Raw genomic sequence first — 21426 nt, 5'->3', positions numbered from 1 at the left:
GTTGACAGTCCTCCGACACGGCAATAATAAATTCGTCAACCTGCCGAACAAATATCGCAGAGGACTGAGTTTGTCAAATATTTCAACCATTGCGTCGGGCTTGCGGCAGGCACATCAGCCCTGCCGGGCAGACGGTGCGGGCGTCGTTGCCGGTGTCGATCTGGGTGGAACGAAAATCCTGGTGGGTCTAGCCGATCTTGAAGGGCGGATTTTGGCAAAGGCCGAAGAACCGACGGAACATGGTTCCGAGGCACCAGTCTTGAGGCAAATTCCACGGATGATCATGTCTCTGCTGCAACAGCATAGGGAACGCGGCCCTCTGCTTAAGGCCGTGGTCGGCGTACCGAGCGCGGTATCGCCGTCGACAGGGCTCGCTTCCCTTTCTCCCCATCTGGCAATTCCATCGGATCGGCCACTTGCCGTGCTCCTCGCGCAGGCACTGCCCTGCCCTGTCGTGGTCGAAAACGACGTCAACCTCGCAGCTTACGCTGAGGCCACTCTCGGCAAGGGACGCAATCGCGATTCCCTCGCATTCGTCGCCTTCGGAACCGGTGTCGGCATGGGGCTCGTCGTCGGTGGAACGCTTTTCCGCGGCCAACATGGACGGGCGGGGGAACTTGGCCTGCTGCCGCTCGGTGCCAATCCGCACCAGACGGCACCACACGCCCGCGCCGGCCTCTTTGAGGACCAAGTCGATTCGCCTGCGGTGCGCAGCCTCTATGGCGATGGCACCTTGCCGGTGGCCGAGATCTTCGCTCGCGCCACAGCCGGAGATGCGCAAGCTGCCGCGGTCATCGAGACGCTCGCGAAATCCGCTTCGGTTGGCATAGCTTCCGTGCAAGCTCTCTTCGATCCCGCCCTCATCGTGCTGGGTGGCGGCATTGGCTCGCGAAGGGAATTTGTCAGCGCTGTTACACGGCATCTATCGGTCTTGCTGCCATTTGCGACGCAGATAGAGGCAACTGGCATTGGCCCGGAGGCCGGCATGCTCGGAGCTCTCATGCTCGGTCTCAACGACCTTGCAAGCATTGAAAATCTTGGACAACGGGAGGCCGTCCAATGAGCGCGCCACAACAAGCGAAGCAAAAAGTTCTAGCCCCGCTCGCTGACGGACAGCTTCGTTCCACCAAGCCTGTGCTCGTCCCCTTCATGGCTCCGCGTCTGCAGGGCGATTGCCGCCCGGAAGGCAAGATCGAGCTTTCACTATGGGGCGCCGGCAAACTGGCAAATCTGACTTTTACTGGATGGAGCGCCCCCTTTACCTATGCCCCGAACCGCGTTGAAACGCATGATGGGGGACTCTATGTGGCCCAATCGGCGCCAGCACTTTTCTTGAAGGGCGCAAAGCTGCGGACCTTTATTCCCGCCCGGCGCTGCGCCTGGTGGGGCAGTGTGGCAAAACGCGAACCGGTGGAGCGGACAGGCAGTCGCCGTATCGCCCGTACCGGTTGGGGCGTCGCCATCGCCGAGCAGAGATCCAGCGGGATATTCGTGACCGCCGGCGCGACGATCGAAGAAGCACTGGCAGCTCTCAAGCTGGAAGAGACACAACTGATCGCCGAGGCGAATGCCTATGTAACGCGCTGCGATGCTATGCCGGAAACGGATCCTTTGATGCGCAGCATGATCTCGCAGAGCCTGCATGCCGCCCTTTCCAGTATCCGGCAGGACGAGCATGGCGCCTTTGCCGGCCTTGCGGCTGGCCAGGCCTATAGCGCGCCGGCTCGCACATACTATCGTGACGGTTATTGGACGCTCCAGGCCCTCCTCGACCGGGAACCTGAGGCGGTTCGCGCCCAGATCGACCTTCTTGCACGGGGCGTCCAGCCGAACGGAGAAGCGCCGAGCGGCGTCATCCTGACAGGTCCCGGACAGGCCGAAGAATGGGAGAAAGTACGGCAAACGCATCCAAGGATCAAAGAGGAGCACCTTCGGCCTGGCGATTGGTGGAGCGATCACTTCGACAGCCCGCTCTTCTTTATCTTGACCATCGGCGACTATGTCAGGACAACCGGTGACAGTTCCCCCCTTACCCTCCATTGGGACAAGGTGGTGACGATCTTTAATCGCTATTGCGGGTTCGACGCGGCAGGAAACGGCTTGCCGATAAAGCCGCGCCACGACCGCGACTGGGCCGACAACGTTTATCGCCACGGCTATGTTGCCTATGATCTCGGCCTTTGGATCGGCGCGCTCGACGTCATCGCGCAGCATGGAGTATCGCTTGATGAGGCGGTTGCATCGAGGGCGGCTGCCATGGCGCAAAAGGCACGCGCTTCGCTAGACCAGGCGCTGTTGCAGCCCAGCGGCACCTACGCAGACTACGGGACAAAGACGGATTTTGTCGAAGATCACCTGACGCTTGACAGCCTGACGCTGCTTCGCTTCAAAGCGGTCTCTCCTGAAAGAGCAAAGAGCGTACTTGCCCGCGTCCAGCAGACCCTGGAAAGTCGCAACAACAGCCAACAGCCCTACGGCGATTGGGGCGTGCTTTGCGCCTTCCCGCCATTCAAGCGTCCGAAAGATACGCGCGAGAAGTCCTATTTCGCTTACCGCTATCACAATGGTTCGGACTGGCCCTATCTTTCAGGCCTCTATGCGGAGCAACGCCTGGCCCATGGCCTGGACGGCGCGGACTACCCGCTTTTGCGGTGGTGGAAGACCTGCCTTGAGGAGGGTTGGATGGGCGCCGTCGAATATTTCTCGCCTCCTTGGGGTCGCGGCTCGCTGCTTCAGGGATGGAGCAGCATGCCGGCGGCCGCTGCACTTTTCTACAAGCACAAATTACCGGCGACAGTTGGTTAGGTTTCCCCAACTGGCCGCCCTCACGGGCGGCCTTTCTTGTTGTGGGAAGCGTTACACAGAAAAGCCGCCTTGAGGCGGCGGCTTTTGAAGTTCAGTTGGTGTGGTGCAACCTTATTCCTTTGTCGCGCCTGCCATAAGGCCGCTCATCAGCATGCGCTGCAACGCCGTAAACATCACGAGCACGGGCAGCACCGACAGCACTGACATGGACAGCAGCCGCGGCCAGTTGATGCCGAAGCGCCCGACAGTGTTGGCAAGCGCAACCTGAACAGTCCATTTATCCTGATCGCTGATGATAAGGAATGGCCAGAGATAGTCGTTCCAACGCCACACCAAATTGAAAGCAAGCAACGTGCCGATCGCGGGTATGGCAAGCGGTACGATAATCCGCCACAGGATTCGCCACTCCGGCGTACCGTCAAGACGTGCCGCCTCCAGAAGGCTGTCAGGAATGTTGGTGATGTATTGCCGCATGAGGAAGACCCCGGTCGGGGTTGCCGCCGGCGCGATAATAATGCCTGCGAGCGTGTCGAGAAGATTGAGATCCCGCAGCACCAAAAAGACCGGGATCATGACGATCTGCAACGGCACCATCAACGACGACATGATCAGCAGGAAGAAGAGCGTATCTCCCTTAAATCTGAACTTCGCGAGCGCGTAGCCGGCCATCACGCTGATGGTGACGGAGAGAAACGCCGAGAGCACTGAGACAACAGCCGAATTGCGGAAGAAGACAAGAAACTTCGCGCGCGACACCGTGTCGATGAAGTTCTGCAGCGTCGGCTGCGCCGGAAAAATGGTCGGCGGCCACTGGAAGATCTCCTGCTGCGACTTCAACGACGACAGGAACAGCCAGGCCGGTGGCATCACGAAGACGAACAGCGTCAGTGCGACGAAGATCAATCGCCAGGGAGTGTAGATGCGCGTCATTTTTCACCCCGCGATACACGTAGCTGGAAGATCGTCAGAAGCAATAGGATGATGAACAGCACCATTGACTGGGCGGCCGCGACACCGGCCTGCATGGGCTTCTGGAAGGCCGTGTCGTAGATTGTCTGAATGAGGTAGACCGTCGCCTTGCCCGGACCGCCGCCGGTCAAGGACACCACGAGTTCATAGACCTTGAAGGCCTCGATCGAGGACAGCACCAAGACGACTGCCAGCGTCGGCTTGAGGAGCGGGAGCGTGATATGGGTGAACTGCCGCCACTTGCTGGTGCCGTCGATCGAGGCGGCTTCGTAGTAGTCGATGGAAATTGCCGTCAAGCCGGCTATGAAAATCATCATATTGAAGCCGGCTTGCGCCCACACCCAGGCTATGACGACAGCGACTTGGGCCATCGTGTCCTGCTCCAGCCATGGCACCGGCGCAATTCCGACCAGAGAGAGCAGGTAGTTGACCAGGCCGTTGTTGAGGCCGAAGAGCCACCGCCAGGCAACACCGATGATCAGCAGGCTGATCATGGAAGGGAAAAAGACAATCGTGCGGACAACCGCAAACAGCTTGGTCTGAGGCGACAGAAGAAGAGCCAGCGCCAGCGAGACGACAATGTTCAGCGGAACTGCAATGACAACGAAAAGGACGGTCTTGAGCAATGAATTCTGAAAGTCGGCATTGCTTAAGAGCCCAACGAAGTTTTCCAAGCCGATGTACTGCGGCAAGGTGCTTGGCACCTGTGGGACAACCACCACGCCCCGCTTGAAAAAGGCCATGAGCAGGCCCTGGAGCAGCGGATAGAGCGTAAAGGTGACGAGGAGCGCCATTGTGGGCAGCATGAGCAGGTAAGGCCAGCCGAGACTCGCCAGACTGGCCCGCAGGCCTTTCGGCACCGGGTGGGGACCCAGTGCCGAACGACCATCTTCTAGCGTGACCGCCGTCACTTTCCGGCCTCAAGCGAGGCATCGGCTGCCTTCTTGATCTGCGAAATGGCCTCTGCGGAGGAGATCTGGCCGGCAACAGCCTGAGTGACAGCCGTCTTCACGGTACCCCAGACAGCCTGCATTTGCGGCCAGGCCTGATCGGTTGCCGCGTAGGCCGGGCTGGCGTTCAGCTCGTTCTGCATTGCCTTGATCGCTTCGGTCGCGGCCGGATTGTCGTACTTGACGGCCGGCGCCTTCAGATTGGCCGGGATCATGCCGAAGGTCTTGGCATACTGCGCCTGGATGTCCGGCGAGGTGATCCATTTGATGAATTCAACCGCTTCCGGAAGATGCTGGCTCGTGTTGAAGGCCACGATATAGTCGCCCCCGTAGATTGACGACGCAACCGTGCCCCGCGGCGTCGGGCCGGCCTGCCATACAAAATGTGCATTGTCGGCCAATCCGGCGATTTGCCAGCTCCCCGACATATAGGCGACAGCCTGACCGGCGGTGAAGATTTCCTTCGGATTATCCGAGCTCGCGCCGGACCAAAGGCCAGGGGGCATTGCGGCCTTGGTGATGTCAATGAACTTGTCGAGCGTGCTCGTCCACGCTGCCTCGTCCATGATGACCTTCACAGGCTCCTTTTCCGTATAGATGTGGTTGCCATACTGATACTCGTGAACGATCCAGCGGCTCGCCGAAACGTCCCATACCAGAGGATAGCGGGTACCCGACTTTTCGGCGACTTCCTTGATCTTCGGAATGAATTCATCCCAGGTCCACCCGGTCGCCTGATCCGGGATCGCAACGCCGGCCTTCTTGAAGGCATCGGCGTTCAGAAAGATGCCCGTCGAGGTCACGCGCAGCGGCGCGGCGATCACCTTGTCGCCGAGCTTGGCGCCGTCGCCCCAGCCCTTGACGAAGTCATTGATCCATTCAGGGCCGATCTCTTTGTTGAGATCGACGAGGAAAGGACGGATGACCGGTTCCATCGATGACGTAAGCGACAAGTCCGGCATGATGCCGGAGGCCGCATACTGCTGGAATTTCTGGATCATCCCGTCATAAGGGGTGATTTCGAGATCGAACGTCGTGTCGGGATGCAGCTTCGTATACTGCTCGAGCAGGGCGCGCGTGTTCGCCTCTTCCTGATCGTTGTCAACGTACCAGACGATCTTTAGTTCGGATGCTGCCGCCAGCGAAATCGTCATCGCCATTGCAGCTGCTGTCATCATCAGTGTCTTGAGCGGTTTCATAGGGTTCCCCTTCTTGGCTCCTCATTTTTCAAGAACTCTGCGAACGATCGACCCACTATTCACTCCCTTGAGGTGGGCGTTTGTTCGTAACCATGACGAATTAAATACGAGTTTTCGGCGGTGTCAACACAAACAAGATCAACCGTATCTAATTAGTTCGTCCTGTTGACGAATAAATTAACGTGGCATAACTGTTGGGAAAGATGAGAGGAAACGCAATGGACATTTCCGTCGAACCAAATGGCGCTGATCTACAGCATTTCATCGACAGGCTGGCTGCCGTCGGCGGGGGAACTCTTCTGTTGCAGGCGGGACGGCACATATCGGGGCCGATCCGGCTTTGTAGCCGTGTAACTCTATCGATCGAGACGGGTGCGACGCTGGAATTCGTTCCCGACTACGAGCTTTATGCGAGAAATTCGGTGAGCGTGATCGCCGAGGGATCCAATCGCGCCTACATCGTAGCACAGGCCGCACATGACGTCGCGATATCAGGCAAAGGTAAAATTGTTGCCTCAGGTGGCGCCTTCAACACCGGCTTCGATGAGACCGTCGGCACCTACACACCGAGCGAGAAGCGCCCGAGAGTCATTGTGTTCGAGGACTGCAGCAACGTCAGGCTCGAAGGCTTTGTCATCGAGGATTCCCCGATGTGGACGGTTCACCTCGTCCGCTGCAACGCTGTGATCATCAACGGCATGAAAGTGTTCAACAATCGGCAGCTTCCGAACACGGACGGAATTGTCATCGATAGCTGCGTGGACGTTGCGGTGAGCGAAGTCGTCATCAGCACCGCTGACGACGGGATCTGCCTCAAAACCAGTCGGAGCGAACACGGCATCAGACATTGCGAAAGTATCGACGTTTCAGATTGCGTCGTCGAGAGCAACAGCTGTGCTTTGAAAATAGGCACGGAGAGTTTCGGCGACATCCGCGACGTTCGGTTTACGCGCTCCAAAGTGCGGGATTCGAATCGAGCCCTCGGTATTTTCTCGCGCGATGGCGGAGCCATCGAAAGTGTCGTCTTCTCGGATATCGAGATCGACTGCCACGAGACAGCCGACGGCTTCTGGGGTTCGGGTGAACCGCTAACGATAACGCAGCTTGATCGTCGCCCGGAGGTGCCCGCTGGCCTCGTCAGCAATGTCCGCGTCGAGAACGTCACCGGCCGCTGCCACGGCCCTATCAATCTCTTCGCAGAGCGAAGCGGCGGGATCGCCGGAACAACCCTCCGCAACGTGCAATTGACGATGCAGGACGGGCCCTTGGGTACAGCCAAGCAATATGACCTCCGCCCCACAAACGTCGACCTATCCCCACCTAAGGACGTCGAGGGGCGCGGTAATGCTTGGCTGCGCGGCGCCGATGGAAAGATTATCGGTCTCGTCGACTATCCGGGAGGCATGCCGGCCGTCTTTGCGCACAACACTGCCGACCTCATACTCGACAATGTTGAAGTCCAGCGTCCGGATCCCCTTCCGCCTGGCTGGAACCGCATAGCCCACTGCATTGAGGACTGATTGCCTGTCGCCGGCCACTAGAAAAGCAGTTTATCTCCACAAGTCGGTGGCGAACACGCATTTCATGCGATTGTGGGTGTTGAATGGTCAAGGTGATCGCGACGACCGCAAACCCGCCGCATACTGTCACATGCTTTCTGGACCATTGACACCTCGTCACGGTCGCTTCGGAAAAGTTCCGCAGCAACACAGCCTCAATCTCCGATCGCCGTTCGCAAAACTCATCGGCTCCGGTCAGGCGACCTTGCCTTCCGGTTTGGCGAGAGCGTGTGGCGCAGTTTCATGCGGTGACTGGGCTGGCGAAATCGAGTGCGTTCGGTCAGTCGGGTGGAGATCCGCCACGCTGGACTAATAGCTGTGAACAAGGCTTAATGCCGCGCGGGGATGGCTGGGGGATGCCGATCATGAGATCACCGCGGCAAATGAATGGTAGTGCCGATGTTCTCGATGCTGTCGTCGTTGGAGCCGGCTGGGCGGGCCTCGGCGTCAGCTATTGGCTGGCACGAAGGGGCTTGCGCCATAGCGTCCTGGAGCGGGGCCGCATAGGAGAGACCTGGCGCACGCAGCGATGGGATTCCTTTCGGATGAATACCCCAAACGTGCAGACCGTCATGCCAGGCGACCGCTATGACGGTGAGGATCCATCCGGTGCCCTAACGCGCGACCAGTTCGTCGCTCTCCTGGAGGACTTCGCCAGGCGCAACGCGCTTCCGATCGAACCGGATACTGCGGTGAACGAACTCAGGCACGAGAATGACGCGTATTGGCTGACCACCTCACGCGGCACACTTTTAGCGCGGAACGTGATCGTCGCAAGCGGCAGCCTGAATTGTCCGGTGCGCCCAGTTTGGGCCGCTGCGTTACCGCCCGTCCTTTGCCAGATCGACGCTTCCGGCTACCGCTGCGCTGCGGATCTCCCCGACGGCGCGGTGCTGGTGGTCGGAAGTGGCCAGTCGGGTGTCCAGATCGCGGAGGAGTTGGCGCAGGCAGGCCGAACAGTCTTCCTTGCCACCAGTCGTGTCGGACGGCTCCCGCGGCGCTACCGAGGCCGCGACATCATGGTCTGGCTCCTCGAATGTGGGTTTCTCGATGTGCGACGGGAGGAGGTCATTCGACTTGCGGGACGCATCCCGCCTCGAGGTGTGCTTGGGTCGACGCACACGATAAGCCTTCAAGCACTCAGCGCCCAAGGTATCGTGCTTCTTGGGCGGTTGACTGGCGTCGAGGATGGCGACCGCCTCTCGTTCGCCGACGATCTCGAAGCGAATGTTCGCTTTGCAGATGAAGCCTCCAATAACGTCAAACGCCATATCGACGAGTATATCAGCGGCGCTGGAATCGATGCACCCGTTTCGGAACCCGACCCGGCGGAGACGGTCGCGATGCGACAGCCGAACCCGGCGATCGTTTCGCTTGATCTCTCCCGGTCCGGCATAACGACCGTGGTGTGGTGCACAGGCTTCAAGGGCGATTTCAGTTGGATGAGGCTTCCCGGTGCGCTCGATGCCGCGGGACAGCCTGTCCACGAGGATGGCGTGGCCGCCCTGCCGGGCCTCTACTTCGCCGGGTTGGATTTCGCCTCTACGCGCAAGTCAGGCATAATACTGGCGATCGCCGAGGAAGCACCCCGCCTTGTCGAACACATCGTAGGGCCTTCGTGACAGCCTTTGGCGCTCTGCGGACGAGGCTGTTGTCGCCTTCCGCCCGAAGCGGACGCTAGTTTGGCCGCGCCTTTCGCGCCGACTTATTTTTGCGTCGTATGTTGCCGCTATGCACTTGCGCCGACCTAGGGACTCTTTCATCGTGTTTGCAGCATGCGACCTGGGGGGGTTCCTGCATGGCTCCGCCGGTTTATAGAACAACGTGCAGGTAGGAGCATGACTGTGGCATCAGGTTCGCTCAAATCCTTGGGTTACGCCGTCCTTCTGACCTCCGCAGCCGCTTCGGCCCATGCCCAATCCAGCGAAGAATTGGCGAAGAAGCTCTCAAACCCAATTGCCTCGCTGATCAGTGTTCCATTCCAATTCAACTACGACCAAGGCTACGGACCGCAGGATGGCGACCATACTACTTTGAATATCCAACCAGTAATTCCGTTCTCGCTGAATGAAGACTGGAACCTCATTTCCCGAACAATCCTGCCCGTGACATGGCAAGACGATATCGCTGGACCGTCAGGAGAGCAGTTCGGTTTGGGTGATACATTACAGAGTTTCTTTCTTTCACCAGCAAAGCCAACCGATGGAATCATCTGGGGCGTTGGCCCGGCGTTCCTTATCCCCACAGCAACCGACGAGTTCCTCGGAAGCGGAAAGTGGGGCGCTGGTCCAACCGGCGTTGCCCTGAAGCAAGACGGGCCATGGACCTTCGGGATACTGGCCAACCACGTATGGTCATTCGCGGGGCAGAGCGACCGGGCTGACGTCAGTTCGACATTCCTGCAACCCTTCATCTCGTATACAACGCACGAGGCCTGGACGTTCTCGTTGAACACCGAGAGTACATACGACTGGGAAAATGATGAGTGGTCTGTCCCAATTAACTTTCAGGTCTCAAAAGTAGTAAAGTTTGGCGACCAGCCTGTGAGCTTTGGCATCGGCGCACGTTACTGGGCCGACTCACCGGAGAACGGGCCGGACGGCTGGGGAGTCCGGGCGGTGGTCACATTCTTGTTTCCGAAATAGGATGTCGCCGACGCCGGCTCTAGCCTTTGTCTGACTAGCTTCACCGGAATGTTCCTCGCGCAATCAGCCATGTGCACGCCACCGAGAACAGGAATGCAACGGCTACGGTCCACACGGGATAGTCCAGTTCGGCCAACAAGAAACCGAAGCCTGCCCCGCTTACTGCTCCCATGGCAGTCATAAAATCTCGAGCCCCCATACCCCACCATCTCGATTTGTGCCGCGCGGACGGAACATCTTGCCGGATGAAGGTTAACGGGAAGGCTGCGGCCAAGCGAAATCGCGTCGGTACCGTGAGCCAGCCTTGAAAGCAGGTCTGCTTCCCTGTGCAATGTCCGGTGTTGGCGCTTTCCAGCCACGGACTGGTCTTCCGCTATCGGGCCCATTGCGGTCGTTAAAACACGGATCGCACAGTCAGCCACCAATCGCCAGCAGATTTCAGTGAGACGCTTCCGATCGTTGCGGTTGCAAAATTCAGTCGATCACATGATTGCCAGCGGTCATCGGACGGTCTATTGAAAAATCGAACTTAGAGGCCCGACATGAACATGGCTCCGAAGATTGCAGAACGGCGACGCTGAAGCTCTTAACGCTTCCGTGCTGCCGCGCTCGCCGCGCTTGCTTCCGCATATGAACTGAAGGGCCTTGAAGCCGCCCCCTCCATCGTCCGGTCGACCAGACCCGAGTTCGGCGATCTCCAATGCAACGACATGATGCGGCTGGCGAAATCCGCGGGCAAGAACCCGCGCGTGCTTGCGGCGCAAGTCGCAGAGGCAGCCCGGAGTGCTCTTTTCGAGGACGTGTCTGTCGCCGGCCCAGGTTTCGTCAACTTCCGGCTGGCCGATTCAGCCGTTGCCGCGGAAGCAAGCGCCATGCTTGCCGATCCATCGCTCGCCGCAGAGAAGGTGGAGCCGATGCGAACGGTCATTGACTTTGGCGGACCCAACGTCGCCAAGGCACTGCATGTCGGCCATCTGCGTTCCTTCGTCATCGGGGAGAGCCTGCGGCGCATCCTCGTGGAGATCGGTCACGACGTACTGTCCGACATTCACCTTGGTGACTGGGGCCTGCAAATGGGCAAGCTTCTTCTGGGTGCAGCTCAGGCCGCGGGATGGAAGGCAGGTGACCCGACATACTTCATCGATCCATCGGCATTTGATGCCATGACCGTCGAGGAGCTTGGCGCCCTTTACAAGTCGGGCAATGCTGCCTGCGAGGACGAGGCTTCGCTTGCGTTCGCGCGGATGCTGACCACGAAGCTGCAGGACGGAGATCCGCTTCTGGCGGAGGCCTGGGCGCGCATGCGGGCCATTTCCCTTGCATCGATCTCCGCCACGGCGAAGATGCTCGGCGCGCATTTCGATCTATTCAAAGGCGAAAGCGATGCTCATGCGGAAGTCGCGCCCATGCTCCACGATCTCACCACCCGCGGGCTGGCGCGGGAGAGCGATGGGGCTCTTGTCATCGACGTCTACGGCGACGGGCTTCCGGACAATGTGCCACCTCTGCTTCTCCAGAAGAGAGACGGAGCGGCCCTTTACGGTACCACCGATCTCGCAACACTCCGGCAGCGGGTACGTGACATCGGCGCGCAGCAGATCGTTTACTGCACCGACGATCGGCAGGCACTCCATATCGCCAGCGTGTTTTCGGCGGCGCGTACGGCAGGTTATGCCGATGGCGTCGAATTGCGGCACGTGACCTTCGGTACAGTCCGCGGCAATGACGGCAAGCCCTTCAAGACCCGTGACGGGTCGGCAGCCTCGCTCGGTGACATGATCGATCTTGCGCTCGCCAAGTCGTCTGAAATGGTCGCCGACAGCCAAGCAGCGACGGTTGTGGGCCTCGGCGCGTTGAAGTTCGCCGACCTCTCCACACCAAGAAAGACAGGCTACATCTTCGATATCGACAGGATGACCTCCTTCGAGGGACGGACCGGACCGTACCTTCAATACGCCTACGCCCGGATCTGCTCGATCCTCGACAAAGCTGCGGAGGTCAGCATCGTTCCAAGCGAGACAGTCTCGATCAGCCATCCATCGGAACGTGCCGTCCTGATGGAATGCCTCTGGTATCCGCACGCCCTTTCGGAGGCAGCGCGACAGTTCGAGTCTTTCGAAATCGCTGATCGGGCCTATCAGGTGGCGGATGCGTTCAGCCGGTTCTACACGGATTGCCCGGTGCTGAAGGCGGACGATCCGTCGGGACGGCTCGCCACGTGCAAGCTGGTCGCAAGGGTTATCGGAAAGTGTCTTGAGCTTCTTGGAATGGAAGCTGTGCGGCGTATGTAAGGTCCATTGGTTTGACGGCTTCCGGCCCTTAGCATGTGTAATCGGGCGGTCCCACAAGGGGCAGGCTCCCATTACAATCTCGATGCAACCGAGATGACGGGAGACGACGATGTTTTATGCTGCCTTGGACGTGTCACTGCGGTCAGTGGCGATCTGTATTATCGACGAGGCTGGGAAAGTCAGGCTTGAGCGGTCGGTTCCATCGGACGGGCCGGGCGGGCCGGGTTTGTCGGCGAACCACAGAGAGAGATAGGTCGTTCCAGACGTTGTTCTTGGGGTTCAGGGCGATCCGACGACCGCCCATTCGAACCGTCGCCGGTGAGCTATTTGGCCACGTGCCACACTCCTCCAACGCCATCGCCGTTGGCTTCACCGGCTTTCTTATCCTCGACATAGGTGTAAAGTGGCTTACCCTCATAGGCCCACATCTCTTTGCCATCCGCAGCTTTGACTAGAGACCATTCGTCTTCCGCCTTGGCCTTGGCTCCAGCGTGGAACGCCGGCCACTTCTTCAGGCAATCGCTATCGCAGTTGGATTTGCCTTTTGTATCTTTGTCGAAGGTGTAAAGCACCATGCCTTTTTCAGTGGCCAGGACCTTGCCCATTTTCGTCTCGACCATCTTGGCCGGCTCGGCCGCAAAAGCAGACCCGGTTAAAGCAGTTAACGCACCTATCGCGATTAATATCGTTCTCATGATTTTTCTCCCATTCGGCAGTGCCGGCGGAATGCCAGCAGTACCCGATCTAACTGATAAAAACGCCCAACTATGAAAGCGGTTCCGCCCATGGGGGACGAACACGACAGGCCAGCAATAGTTACAAGGTCCACGAAGCGCCAACTCCGGACCCTTGCCAATGATGGCAGAAGGGTCGCGTCTCGACCCCAAAGCGGTCATTTGAGTCATCGTCGGTCATGAGCATCGCAATGTTGGGCTTCTTGTCCTGTGCTTGCGCTGGAGCGAAGACACTGCATGCTAGTGCAGCGGCCAGAGCGAAGCATTTCACGCTTCTCGTAGTCATGACTGCTATCCCCTTTGCTGGGTTGTGCGCCCGCCTCGATCAGGCGTGGCGTGAGAAACACGCTGACCCATGATGTGTCGTCAATGCGGCTTCTAGTTAAGGTGAAATCGGGCCGAGCGGCCCGAGCCACCTTGCTTGCGAGGACTTCCCCGCGCCATCAGCCAGGGACTGTCACGGAGTGATCTAAGCATCGAGCGTGTCGGATCGCGAAACACCGAGCATGCTTCCTAACGGCGATCCCCTGGCTTGAACCTTCTGGCAACGGAGGCTCGTTGTGATGTTCGGCATACAGACTGGCCAGATGGTCTCCAAATCATACAGCCATAGATTAGCATACCGAAGAGACCAGCGACGTTGCCCCTTAGGGAATACGAATTTGCCAAGCGTTGCGCTTCGATGTCCGCTTTGGGGTCCATTTTGTTCCCGAAGAATGCGTGAGTTTATGTCCGGAAAGGGCCGACTGCAGACCGTCCGCTGCTAGCATACCCGACGAGAAAGCGGACATTTGGGCACTCCGCGCCAAGGTCTGGGATTTGGCCCGAAGCGGCCGCTCGTGCCAAACCAGCCAATGTCTCCAACCGGTGGAGAGCGGTCGTCGCCAAGCTGATCCCCGAATGACGTGTTTCGGGCCGCATTCCGGACGGGCAGATTCCTGGCGATGAGGATCGCAGAAGTTCAACTGCGGCCGGCTGGTGAACGGACCGAAGCTGGAACTGATTACCCCGCTACATTGTATATCTTGGCAAGGTCGCGTAGATCCCAGTTCCCGCCAGACAACACCGCACAGACTTTTTCATCGGGCTTGACGTCTATGCTGCCCGCCAACAGTGCTCCGACGCCAATCGAGGCGGCTGGTTCAGCGATCAATTTCGCATCCTTGGCAAGAGCGCGCATCCCGGCGATGATGTGCTCGTCTTCAACAAGAACAATCTCGTCCACATACTTTTCGATAATCGGATACGGGTTTTGACCCGGAACGCTTATCCTCAAGCCATCCGCAATAGTGTTCTTTAAGGGAAGCGTTGTGCGCTCCTTGTTTATCCGGCTGTGAAAATACTTCGGTGTCAAGGCGGGCTCTGCCCCGATAACGCGCACCGATGGTTTCGTTTCTTTGATGGCGGTAGCGATTCCCGAGATTAGGCCCCCGCCGCCTACGGGAACGATGACGGTATCTACATCGTCCAGGTCCTGCAGTATTTCACACCCGATCGTGCCCTGACCGGCCATCACGATGGGGTCCTCAAAAGCGTGAACAGCCGCGTATTTGTTTTCTTTAGCGATTTCATACACCCTTTTCCATCTGGCGGCGGTGTCGCCATCGAAAAGAATGACTTCTGCCCCGAGGGCTTTCGTGTTTTCGATCTTGATCTTGGGCGTTGTGACCGGAAGGATCAGTATCGCTTTTACGCCAAGCATCCTGGCGGCATAAGCAAGCCCTTGGGCATGATTGCCCGACGACGTCGCAATTATGCCGTTTGCGATCTCTTCTCTCGAGAGCGAGAGAGCCTTGTTTAGGGCGCCGCGGATTTTGAATGCGCCAGTAATCTGCAGGGTTTCCGGTTTGAGATATAGCTGACAACCAGCGGCTTTCTCTATTTTGTCTGCACGCAATAGCGGCGTGTGCCTGACGTGCGGTTTCAGCCGTTCCTGAGCTTCACGGATGTCCTGAATGGTGGGGTGGTTGCGCATAGTCATTACTCAAAAAACTGAAAGAAAGTGCCGACGTTATTGGCTATTGCGTTCTGATAGATTTTGCCCGCTGTCGTATTGTCTTGTATGGCCATCCCCGTGGAATCGAAAATCGTGATTTCGTCATCACTTTCTCGTCCCGGCTTTCTTCCCAACAATACCTCGCCGATTTCGCCATGGATGTCGTCTTTGGTGATGATGTTTTTATTCAGCGGGTGCCAAGTCTCGCCCTTTTCTGTGCATTGCGAGATCGAGTCGAGGATGATTTTCGCGTTCCTGAAGAGTTCCGGATCCAGCTCCTGCTTGCCGTGTTGATCTGTGCCGATTGCAACGATGTGTGTACCGGGCTTCACCCAATCCGCTTCCACAAGCGACCCTTTCCCGCGGGTCGTCGTAATCAAGATATCGGCCTGCTCAACGGCTTCTTTTTTGGAGTTTGCCATGATTACAGGAATGCCAAATTCGCTTTCGATATCCGTCTTGTATTTGGAAAGCGTATCCGGGTTACTGTCCCATGCGCGGATCTCTTCAATTTTCATGATCTCGTTGATCGCCCGAATTTGCATTCTTGCCTGATTTCCTGTCCCGACCGATGCGATCGTCCTGGCGTTCTTCCTCGCCAGGGCTTTTACGGAAACGGCTCCAGCCGCTCCGGTTCTGAGGCCAGTGATCAAGCTTCCGTCCATAACGCAAATCAACGCACCGCTCCTGGCATCAAACAGGAGAATGGTCCCCATGCCATTAGGTACCCCGTGTGCTGTCGGGTTATCAATGAACCCACCAGAAGACGCCTTCATGGAGATCACTTCATTGGCTTTGTAGTAACCAAGCTTGACGTCAATTTCCCCACGAGGCGATGGGAGATGCATCCCTATATAATCAGGTTGTTCCACCTGATCGCTGTTAAAGGCTTTGTATGCCTCTTCCACCGCGCCGATGACTTCTGTCATACCGATTAGCCGCCTTACTTCATCCTTCTTAAGCAGCAGCGTTTTCATGCATGACCTCTCTATTTTGGGTTCATGGGATGCATCGGCACAGTGCGCCCGGTACCGCAATCACCATAGTGGGTGAGCGGCGAGACTGGTGGCCGCATTCGCCGCGACCGGAAGCAGATTGTTCTGTATCGCATAGGGGCTTTGGCAGAGAGTTGCGGCAGGCGTCTGGCCGAGCTTGGGCGTCAGCGTAGGCTTTTCCATGCACGACAAGGATAAGTTCAAAGGCTAGACGGCGCTTGCAGGGAACGGCGCCCGAAACGGATAGGCGGACGATCCACAACGCATTGCAGCCTTTCCGCATCGCGTGCAGGATTGGCCGCTTTGGGTCGAGACGCGTCGATCGCAGCTTCCGAGGTAAGGTCTGGAAGTGGCGCGAAGCCGCCGAGGCGGCTCGTCTGCCTTCGGCCCACAGCGGTCATCGAGCTTTCGCAAACTCCATCGCAAGAGCCTTCTTCTGGAGCGCGTGCGACAGAACATGGCGATTTCGCGCCCAGCGGGTGTGGCGATGTCAAGTACTTGCCGGAATGCGGGCGACGACCTTTATCTCAAAGTCGAAGCCGGCGAGCCAGTTTACGCCGAGCGCAGTCCAATTCGGATAGGGTGGCTTGCTGAAGATCTCTTGCTTGATAGCCATGATCGTTCCGAACTGGTTTTCAGGGTCAGTGTGGAAGGTGGTTACGTCCACGATGTCATCCATCGTGCAGCCCGCTGCGCTCAGCGTGGCCTTCAGGTTTTCAAAGGCCAGCCGTACTTGACGTTCGAAATCGGGTTCTGGTGTTCCATCGGAACGGCTGCCAACCTGTCCGGACACAAACAGCAGATCGCCGGATCGGATAGCGGCGGAATAGCCGTGCTGCTCGTAAAGAGTGTGCCTATTAGCAGGAAAGATTGCTTCGCGTTGGGTCATTCTGATCTCTCTTTATTGTTGGTAACTACTGATGCGCGGGCAGGAACGCTTCACAAACTCGCGCTCCATTTGATATACGGTACGTATGTGGAATATCCGACATACGCATCGTATGTCAAGTTCATATACGCTTCGTATGCGAATTTTGAGGGATTGAATGGCGAAAACACGTAGCGAAACGATGCAGGAAAACCGCGTCAAGTTGATAGCGGCTGCGCGAAAGGCTTTTGCGGAAAAGGGGTACTCCGCAGCGTCAATGGACGAGTTGACGGCTGACGTCGGTCTGACCCGGGGCGCGCTTTACCACAACTTCGGAGACAAGCGCGGGCTCCTGGCCGCGGTTGTCGATCAGATTGACACGGAAATGGCGGCGCGCGCTAACGAGATTGGGGCTCGGGCGGGCAATGATTGGCAGGGCCTGCTCGCTGAGGGTGCGGCCTATATCGAGATGGCGCTAAATCCAGAAGTCCAACGCATCGTTCTGCTCGACGGACCTGCGGTGTTAGGTGATCCCTCGCAGTGGCCTAGCCAGAACAGTTGTCTGCAGGTGACCAAGGGCACGGTGGAGCGCCTAATCGCACAAGACATCCTCAAGCCACTTGACGCAGAGGCGGCGGCTCGATTGCTTAGCGGCGCGGCTCTCAATGCTGCACTCTGGATCGCCGCGAGCGAAAACCCGCAGAGCGTGCTGCCGAAGGCGGTCGAGGCTTTTCATGCCTTGGCGGCGGGTCTGCTTTTGGAGCGTTTGTGATCTGCTAAAGGCCAAAGTCGAGCTTCCAGACTGAGCCTTTGGCGTCGCGGAATGCTCAGTTGAAGCTACAGCCTCCAAGACCGCGGCGGCTTGCGACTGCAGCAACTTGAGCTTCTGGCGCATTCCTGCCGTGCGCACAGCGGAAATATGCCGAGCTTGCGATCTGGAACTATCGGAAATCGCGGGCTTTAGGGAACTGGCTCGGCATAGTCTCGCGCTCGGGATAAGTTCCAGATTTGCCTATCGATACGCTGCACTTGAAGAGCAGGAACTTCCATTAGCTACCGTAATCGCTCATGGGCTCTTACCTTTTGAACGTGCCGTGAGGTGCCCAACCGATCGAGCGCGCTACAGGTAGCTACCTCCGCTCCTACGGACAAACGGGTGTCATGTCGCCAATGCGATCTCTGTCTGCTCTGTGACCTCGAATTGCACTGACCGCTTTGTTTTCTTCTGGATGGTGGTCGCGCGATCTCGAATGGAGCTTTCCGACATAGGTCTTCGACCCGCAGCCTAACGAGATCGCACGCACGAAGCTTGCTGTCGATGGCGAGATTGAAGAGGGCCAGCTCGCTGAACACCCCGCTCATTTCAAGGCGAACGCGGATCGACCAGACGTTTTTCGGTTGAAGTGGCCAAGGAGGTCTCACCCCAGCAATTGCAACAAATGGCAGGAGATGGCGAAACGGTCATTCCGTCGCTTCCCAAACCTGTGGACCGGCTTGGCTTCGGCCAATGTCTAGGGGCCGATGAGGTGGAAGCGCGCGAAAATCCATCGGGGCTCGCGGCGACGATTTATCAAGCCGCATTAGAGCCGGATATACGTCAGCAGTTGTGACCGTCGATCCTGATCTTGGTCAACCGTTGCAATCGGGCGGGGTCCATATACGTCCGCACATGGCGGCTTTGCGCTTAATTGCAGTCATAAGCCCGTTACGCAGCGTCGCTACTGCAAACCAATCCGTGAGCGCTGCTGTTGCAGCACCGCCACGGGCTGGGGCTTTCGATCCCTCCCCATTGTTTTGACCGACGTGGCGCTGATATATCATCTATGAGCTGATATTTATTTCAGTAACAACTTTATGGAGACGCGTGTGAGCGGCGGCGCTGTTGGCATAGGAAATATCGGAATACGAAGCCTACTGGCGGGGGTCAGCGTCGTGGCATTGAGCATTGCCTTCTGCCTGCCGACTCTGGCGTCGGCGGGAGAATATACGGCCGCCACCAGAGGGCAGTTGGACGATCAGATCAGAGCCGCGAATGCCGATGGCGATGCAAGTTCCATCATCAGACTGACCGGCAATGTAGGCGTCGGAGCCCCGCCAAGCCTCGCTTTAGCAACCAAGTCGATCACGATCGATACTCAGGGCTTTGTTCTCTCGGGCGCGGATGGTACCGGCGCGACGGCTGGCACCTCGGTGACCCTGCAAGGGAACGGCGGTGGAACCTACACATTGATGGGGGCTTTCAGGGGCGGCAACGCTAACGCGGGCGCCGCCGGCCAGGGCTTGCGACTAACGTTTGGGGCAGCGGCAACCAACAACGGCGTGATCCAGGGAGGAAACAGCCTGAGTAACGCCGGGGGGGCTGGTCTCGAGCTCGGAGGACCCGGCGCCGCGCCTACATTGGTCAACAACGGAACGATCCGCGGCGGAAGCGGATCTGTCAGTGGTTCAGGAATTCTCTACCGCTCGGGCACCCTTACCAACGCAGGTACAATCGAGGGCGGAACGGGCGCGGCCGCCATCGTTGGCAACTCAGCCAGCGCAAATCTCTCCATCATCAATAGTGGCACAATCCGGGCCGGCGCGGGCCAGACAAATGCTATCATGCGCTCAGTTGCGGCGACGACGGGCACACTCACGCTTGAGCTCCAGGCCGGGTCGGTGATCGAAGGTAACGTCGTTGCCGGTGTCACGCCCACCACTGACACGCTGCGCCTCGGCGGCTCTGCCAGCGATAGCTTCGACGTCTCGGCGATCGGCGCGGCCGCGCAATACCAGAACTTTGACATCTTCGAGAAGACCGGCACCAGTACCTGGCTGCTGACGGGCGTCGGCACCACGACCACGAACTGGACGATCTATGACGGCACGCTGCTAGTTGGCGACCATAGCGCCGCCGCCAGCGTCATCGGCGACATCACCAACTTCAGCACACTCGGCGGCAGCGGCACCATCTTCGGTGACGTGACGAACTCGGGCACGATCGCCCCCGGCAACTCGATCGGAACGCTGACGATCTCGGGCGACTACGTCGGCAGCGGCGGCGCCCTGGAGATCGAGAGCGTGCTCGGCGGCGATACGTCACCGACCGATCGCCTCGTCGTCACCGGCAACACCTCAGGCACCACCAACGTCCAGGTGATCAATCTCGGCGGGAGCGGCGCGCAAACGGTCGAAGGCATCAAGATCGTCGATGTCGGCGGCACGTCAGCGGGAACCTTCACGCTGCAGGGCGACTATGTGTTCCAGGGCGATCAGGCCGTGGTCGGAGGAGCCTATGCCTACCGGCTCTACCAGAACGGTGTCTCCACGCCGACTGATGGCGACTGGTATCTGCGGTCGACCTTGATCGATCCCGCCACGCCGGGCGAGCCGGCCTCGCCGCTCTACCAACCCGGCGTTCCTATTTACGAGGCCTATCCGCAACTGCTGCTCAGCCTGAACGGGCTGCCCACGCTGCAACAACGCGTCGGTGACCGCTACTGGCAGCCTGGCGGCAAGACGGCGTCCGCCTTAGAGCCGGAGGGCGTCTGGCTGCGCACCGAAGGCATGCACGCCAGCATCGAACCGGACACCAGCACGAGCGGCACGAGCTACGACTACGATCTGTTCAAACTGGAAGGCGGGCTCGACGGTGAGTTCTACCAGGACCGGAGCGGCCGACTGATCGGCGGCCTGACCGTTCACTACGGCACCGTTTCCGGCGACATCGCCTCGGTCTACGGCGACGGCAAGATCGACACGACCGGCTACGGCGTCGGCGCGACACTCACCTGGTATGGTGAAACCGGTTTCTACGTTGACGCGCAGAGCCAGGCGACCTGGTACGACAGCGACCTGAAATCCGGCGTCGACGGCGATCTGAAGAATGGCAACAATGGCTCCGGCTATGCTGTGAGCGTCGAGACGGGCAAGCGCTTGGCTGCCTCCGGGCCATGGTCGATCACGCCGCAGGCCCAGCTTGTCTATTCCTCCGTAAACTTTGACAGCTTCGACGACAGGTTCGGAGCGCGGGTCTCCCTCGACGAGGGCGATAGCCTGATCGGCCGCCTGGGTGTGGCGCTCGACCGCGAGGAGAGCTGGCAGAAGGCCGACGGCCAGACGGCCCGCGCGAAACTCTATGGCACTGCCAATCTCTACACCGAATTTCTAGACGGTACGGCCGTCGATGTCGCCGACACCGGTTTCGCAAGCAAGAACGACCGCCTCTGGGCGGGGCTCACCTTCGGCGGCTCCTACAATTGGAGCAACGAGCGCTTCTCGTTCTACGGCGAGGTCGCGGCCAAGTCTTCCCTGGAAAACTTCGGCGACAGCTATGCCGTGAGTGGCACTGCCGGCATCCGCGTCAAATGGTGATGGATCGTTAACTTCGGGCGTCGGAGGGGCCGCGAGCGCATGGAGATTCAGCTTGGGAAGCT

15 protein-coding genes and 1 pseudogene are annotated in these 21426 nt (G+C 58.6%); 9 read left to right on the top strand and 7 right to left on the bottom strand.

The genetic code is table 11. The features are described from left to right. Window positions 1-70 precede the first annotated feature (70 nt). Together K9B32_RS26485 and K9B32_RS26480 are read left to right on the top strand one after the other, a co-directional pair. A complete protein-coding gene (locus K9B32_RS26485; RefSeq protein ID WP_224567899.1) occupies window positions 71-1063 on the top strand; it encodes an ROK family protein in 993 nt (330 codons plus the stop codon). Beyond that, the gene (locus K9B32_RS26480) at window positions 1060-2805 is read left to right on the top strand and encodes a GH116 family glycosyl hydrolase (RefSeq protein WP_224567897.1); all 1746 of its coding nucleotides are present in this window, start codon (window positions 1060-1062) and stop codon (window positions 2803-2805) included. Before K9B32_RS26485 ends, K9B32_RS26480 begins: the two co-directional genes overlap by 4 nt. A gap of 111 nt (window positions 2806-2916) precedes the next feature. On the opposite strand, the gene K9B32_RS26475 is transcribed toward K9B32_RS26480, so the two are convergent. The 3 genes from K9B32_RS26475 to K9B32_RS26465 are packed head-to-tail and all read right to left on the bottom strand — an operon-like array spanning window position 2917 to window position 5923. Next, window positions 2917-3735, bottom strand: coding sequence for a carbohydrate ABC transporter permease (locus K9B32_RS26475; protein ID WP_088693812.1), 819 nt, complete (start codon window positions 3733-3735; stop codon window positions 2917-2919). After that, window positions 3732-4685, bottom strand: a complete 954-nt coding sequence (locus K9B32_RS26470) for a carbohydrate ABC transporter permease (RefSeq protein WP_224567895.1) — start codon at window positions 4683-4685, stop codon at window positions 3732-3734. The genes K9B32_RS26475 and K9B32_RS26470 overlap by 4 nt, the downstream gene beginning before the upstream one ends. Then, window positions 4682-5923 carry an ABC transporter substrate-binding protein gene (locus K9B32_RS26465; protein WP_224567893.1) on the bottom strand — a complete coding sequence of 414 codons (1242 nt, stop codon included), beginning with the start codon at window positions 5921-5923 and terminating at the stop codon, window positions 4682-4684. The genes K9B32_RS26470 and K9B32_RS26465 overlap by 4 nt, the downstream gene beginning before the upstream one ends. 218 nt (window positions 5924-6141) lie before the next feature. Here K9B32_RS26465 and K9B32_RS26460 point away from each other — a divergent pair, with 218 nt between their 5' ends. The 4 genes and pseudogenes from K9B32_RS26460 to argS all read left to right on the top strand — a co-directional run. Further along, on the top strand, window positions 6142-7443 hold the full coding sequence (locus K9B32_RS26460; protein ID WP_224567891.1) for a glycoside hydrolase family 28 protein: 1302 nt from the start codon (window positions 6142-6144) through the stop codon (window positions 7441-7443). A gap of 395 nt (window positions 7444-7838) precedes the next feature. Further along, on the top strand, window positions 7839-9104 hold the full coding sequence (locus K9B32_RS26455; protein ID WP_224567889.1) for a flavin-containing monooxygenase: 1266 nt from the start codon (window positions 7839-7841) through the stop codon (window positions 9102-9104). 216 nt (window positions 9105-9320) lie between these two features. Beyond that, window positions 9321-10127, top strand: coding sequence for a transporter (locus tag K9B32_RS26450; RefSeq protein WP_224567886.1), 807 nt, complete (start codon window positions 9321-9323; stop codon window positions 10125-10127). A gap of 623 nt (window positions 10128-10750) precedes the next feature. Next, window positions 10751-12418, top strand: a pseudogene (gene argS, locus K9B32_RS26445) (arginine--tRNA ligase); the annotation flags it as partial. Between the two features lie 323 nt (window positions 12419-12741). On the opposite strand, the gene K9B32_RS26440 reads toward argS, so the two are convergent. From K9B32_RS26440 to K9B32_RS26425, 4 genes are all read right to left on the bottom strand, one after another. Then, the gene (locus K9B32_RS26440) at window positions 12742-13113 is read right to left on the bottom strand and encodes a hypothetical protein (RefSeq protein ID WP_224567884.1); all 372 of its coding nucleotides are present in this window, start codon (window positions 13111-13113) and stop codon (window positions 12742-12744) included. Between the two features lie 1042 nt (window positions 13114-14155). Further along, window positions 14156-15133 (bottom strand): threonine/serine dehydratase, encoded by a 978-nt coding sequence (locus K9B32_RS26435; protein ID WP_224567881.1) that lies wholly within the window; start codon window positions 15131-15133, stop codon window positions 14156-14158. After that, window positions 15133-16125 carry an ornithine cyclodeaminase family protein gene (locus K9B32_RS26430; RefSeq protein WP_224567879.1) on the bottom strand — a complete coding sequence of 331 codons (993 nt, stop codon included), beginning with the start codon at window positions 16123-16125 and terminating at the stop codon, window positions 15133-15135. The genes K9B32_RS26435 and K9B32_RS26430 overlap by 1 nt, the downstream gene beginning before the upstream one ends. A gap of 508 nt (window positions 16126-16633) precedes the next feature. After that, a complete protein-coding gene (locus tag K9B32_RS26425) occupies window positions 16634-17032 on the bottom strand; it encodes a RidA family protein (RefSeq protein WP_224567877.1) in 399 nt (132 codons plus the stop codon). 157 nt (window positions 17033-17189) lie between these two features. Here K9B32_RS26425 and K9B32_RS26420 point away from each other — a divergent pair, with 157 nt between their 5' ends. The 3 genes from K9B32_RS26420 to K9B32_RS26410 all read left to right on the top strand — a co-directional run bounded on the left by K9B32_RS26420 (window position 17190) and on the right by K9B32_RS26410 (window position 21364). Continuing rightward, the gene (locus tag K9B32_RS26420) at window positions 17190-17783 is read left to right on the top strand and encodes a TetR/AcrR family transcriptional regulator (RefSeq protein ID WP_224567875.1); all 594 of its coding nucleotides are present in this window, start codon (window positions 17190-17192) and stop codon (window positions 17781-17783) included. A 631-nt stretch (window positions 17784-18414) separates the two neighbouring features. Continuing rightward, complete coding sequence (locus K9B32_RS26415) at window positions 18415-18621, top strand: hypothetical protein (RefSeq protein ID WP_224567873.1); 207 nt, start codon at window positions 18415-18417, stop codon at window positions 18619-18621. 322 nt (window positions 18622-18943) lie between these two features. Continuing rightward, entirely contained in the window at window positions 18944-21364 is a 2421-nt protein-coding gene (locus K9B32_RS26410; RefSeq protein WP_224567871.1) for an autotransporter outer membrane beta-barrel domain-containing protein, read from the top strand. Window positions 21365-21426: the final 62 nt, after the last annotated feature.

Origin of the sequence: Rhizobium sp. 3T7 (genome assembly GCF_020166565.1) — a bacterium.
Lineage (GTDB): Bacteria > Pseudomonadota > Alphaproteobacteria > Rhizobiales > Rhizobiaceae > Rhizobium.
This window is presented reverse-complemented; position numbering and strand designations above follow the sequence as displayed.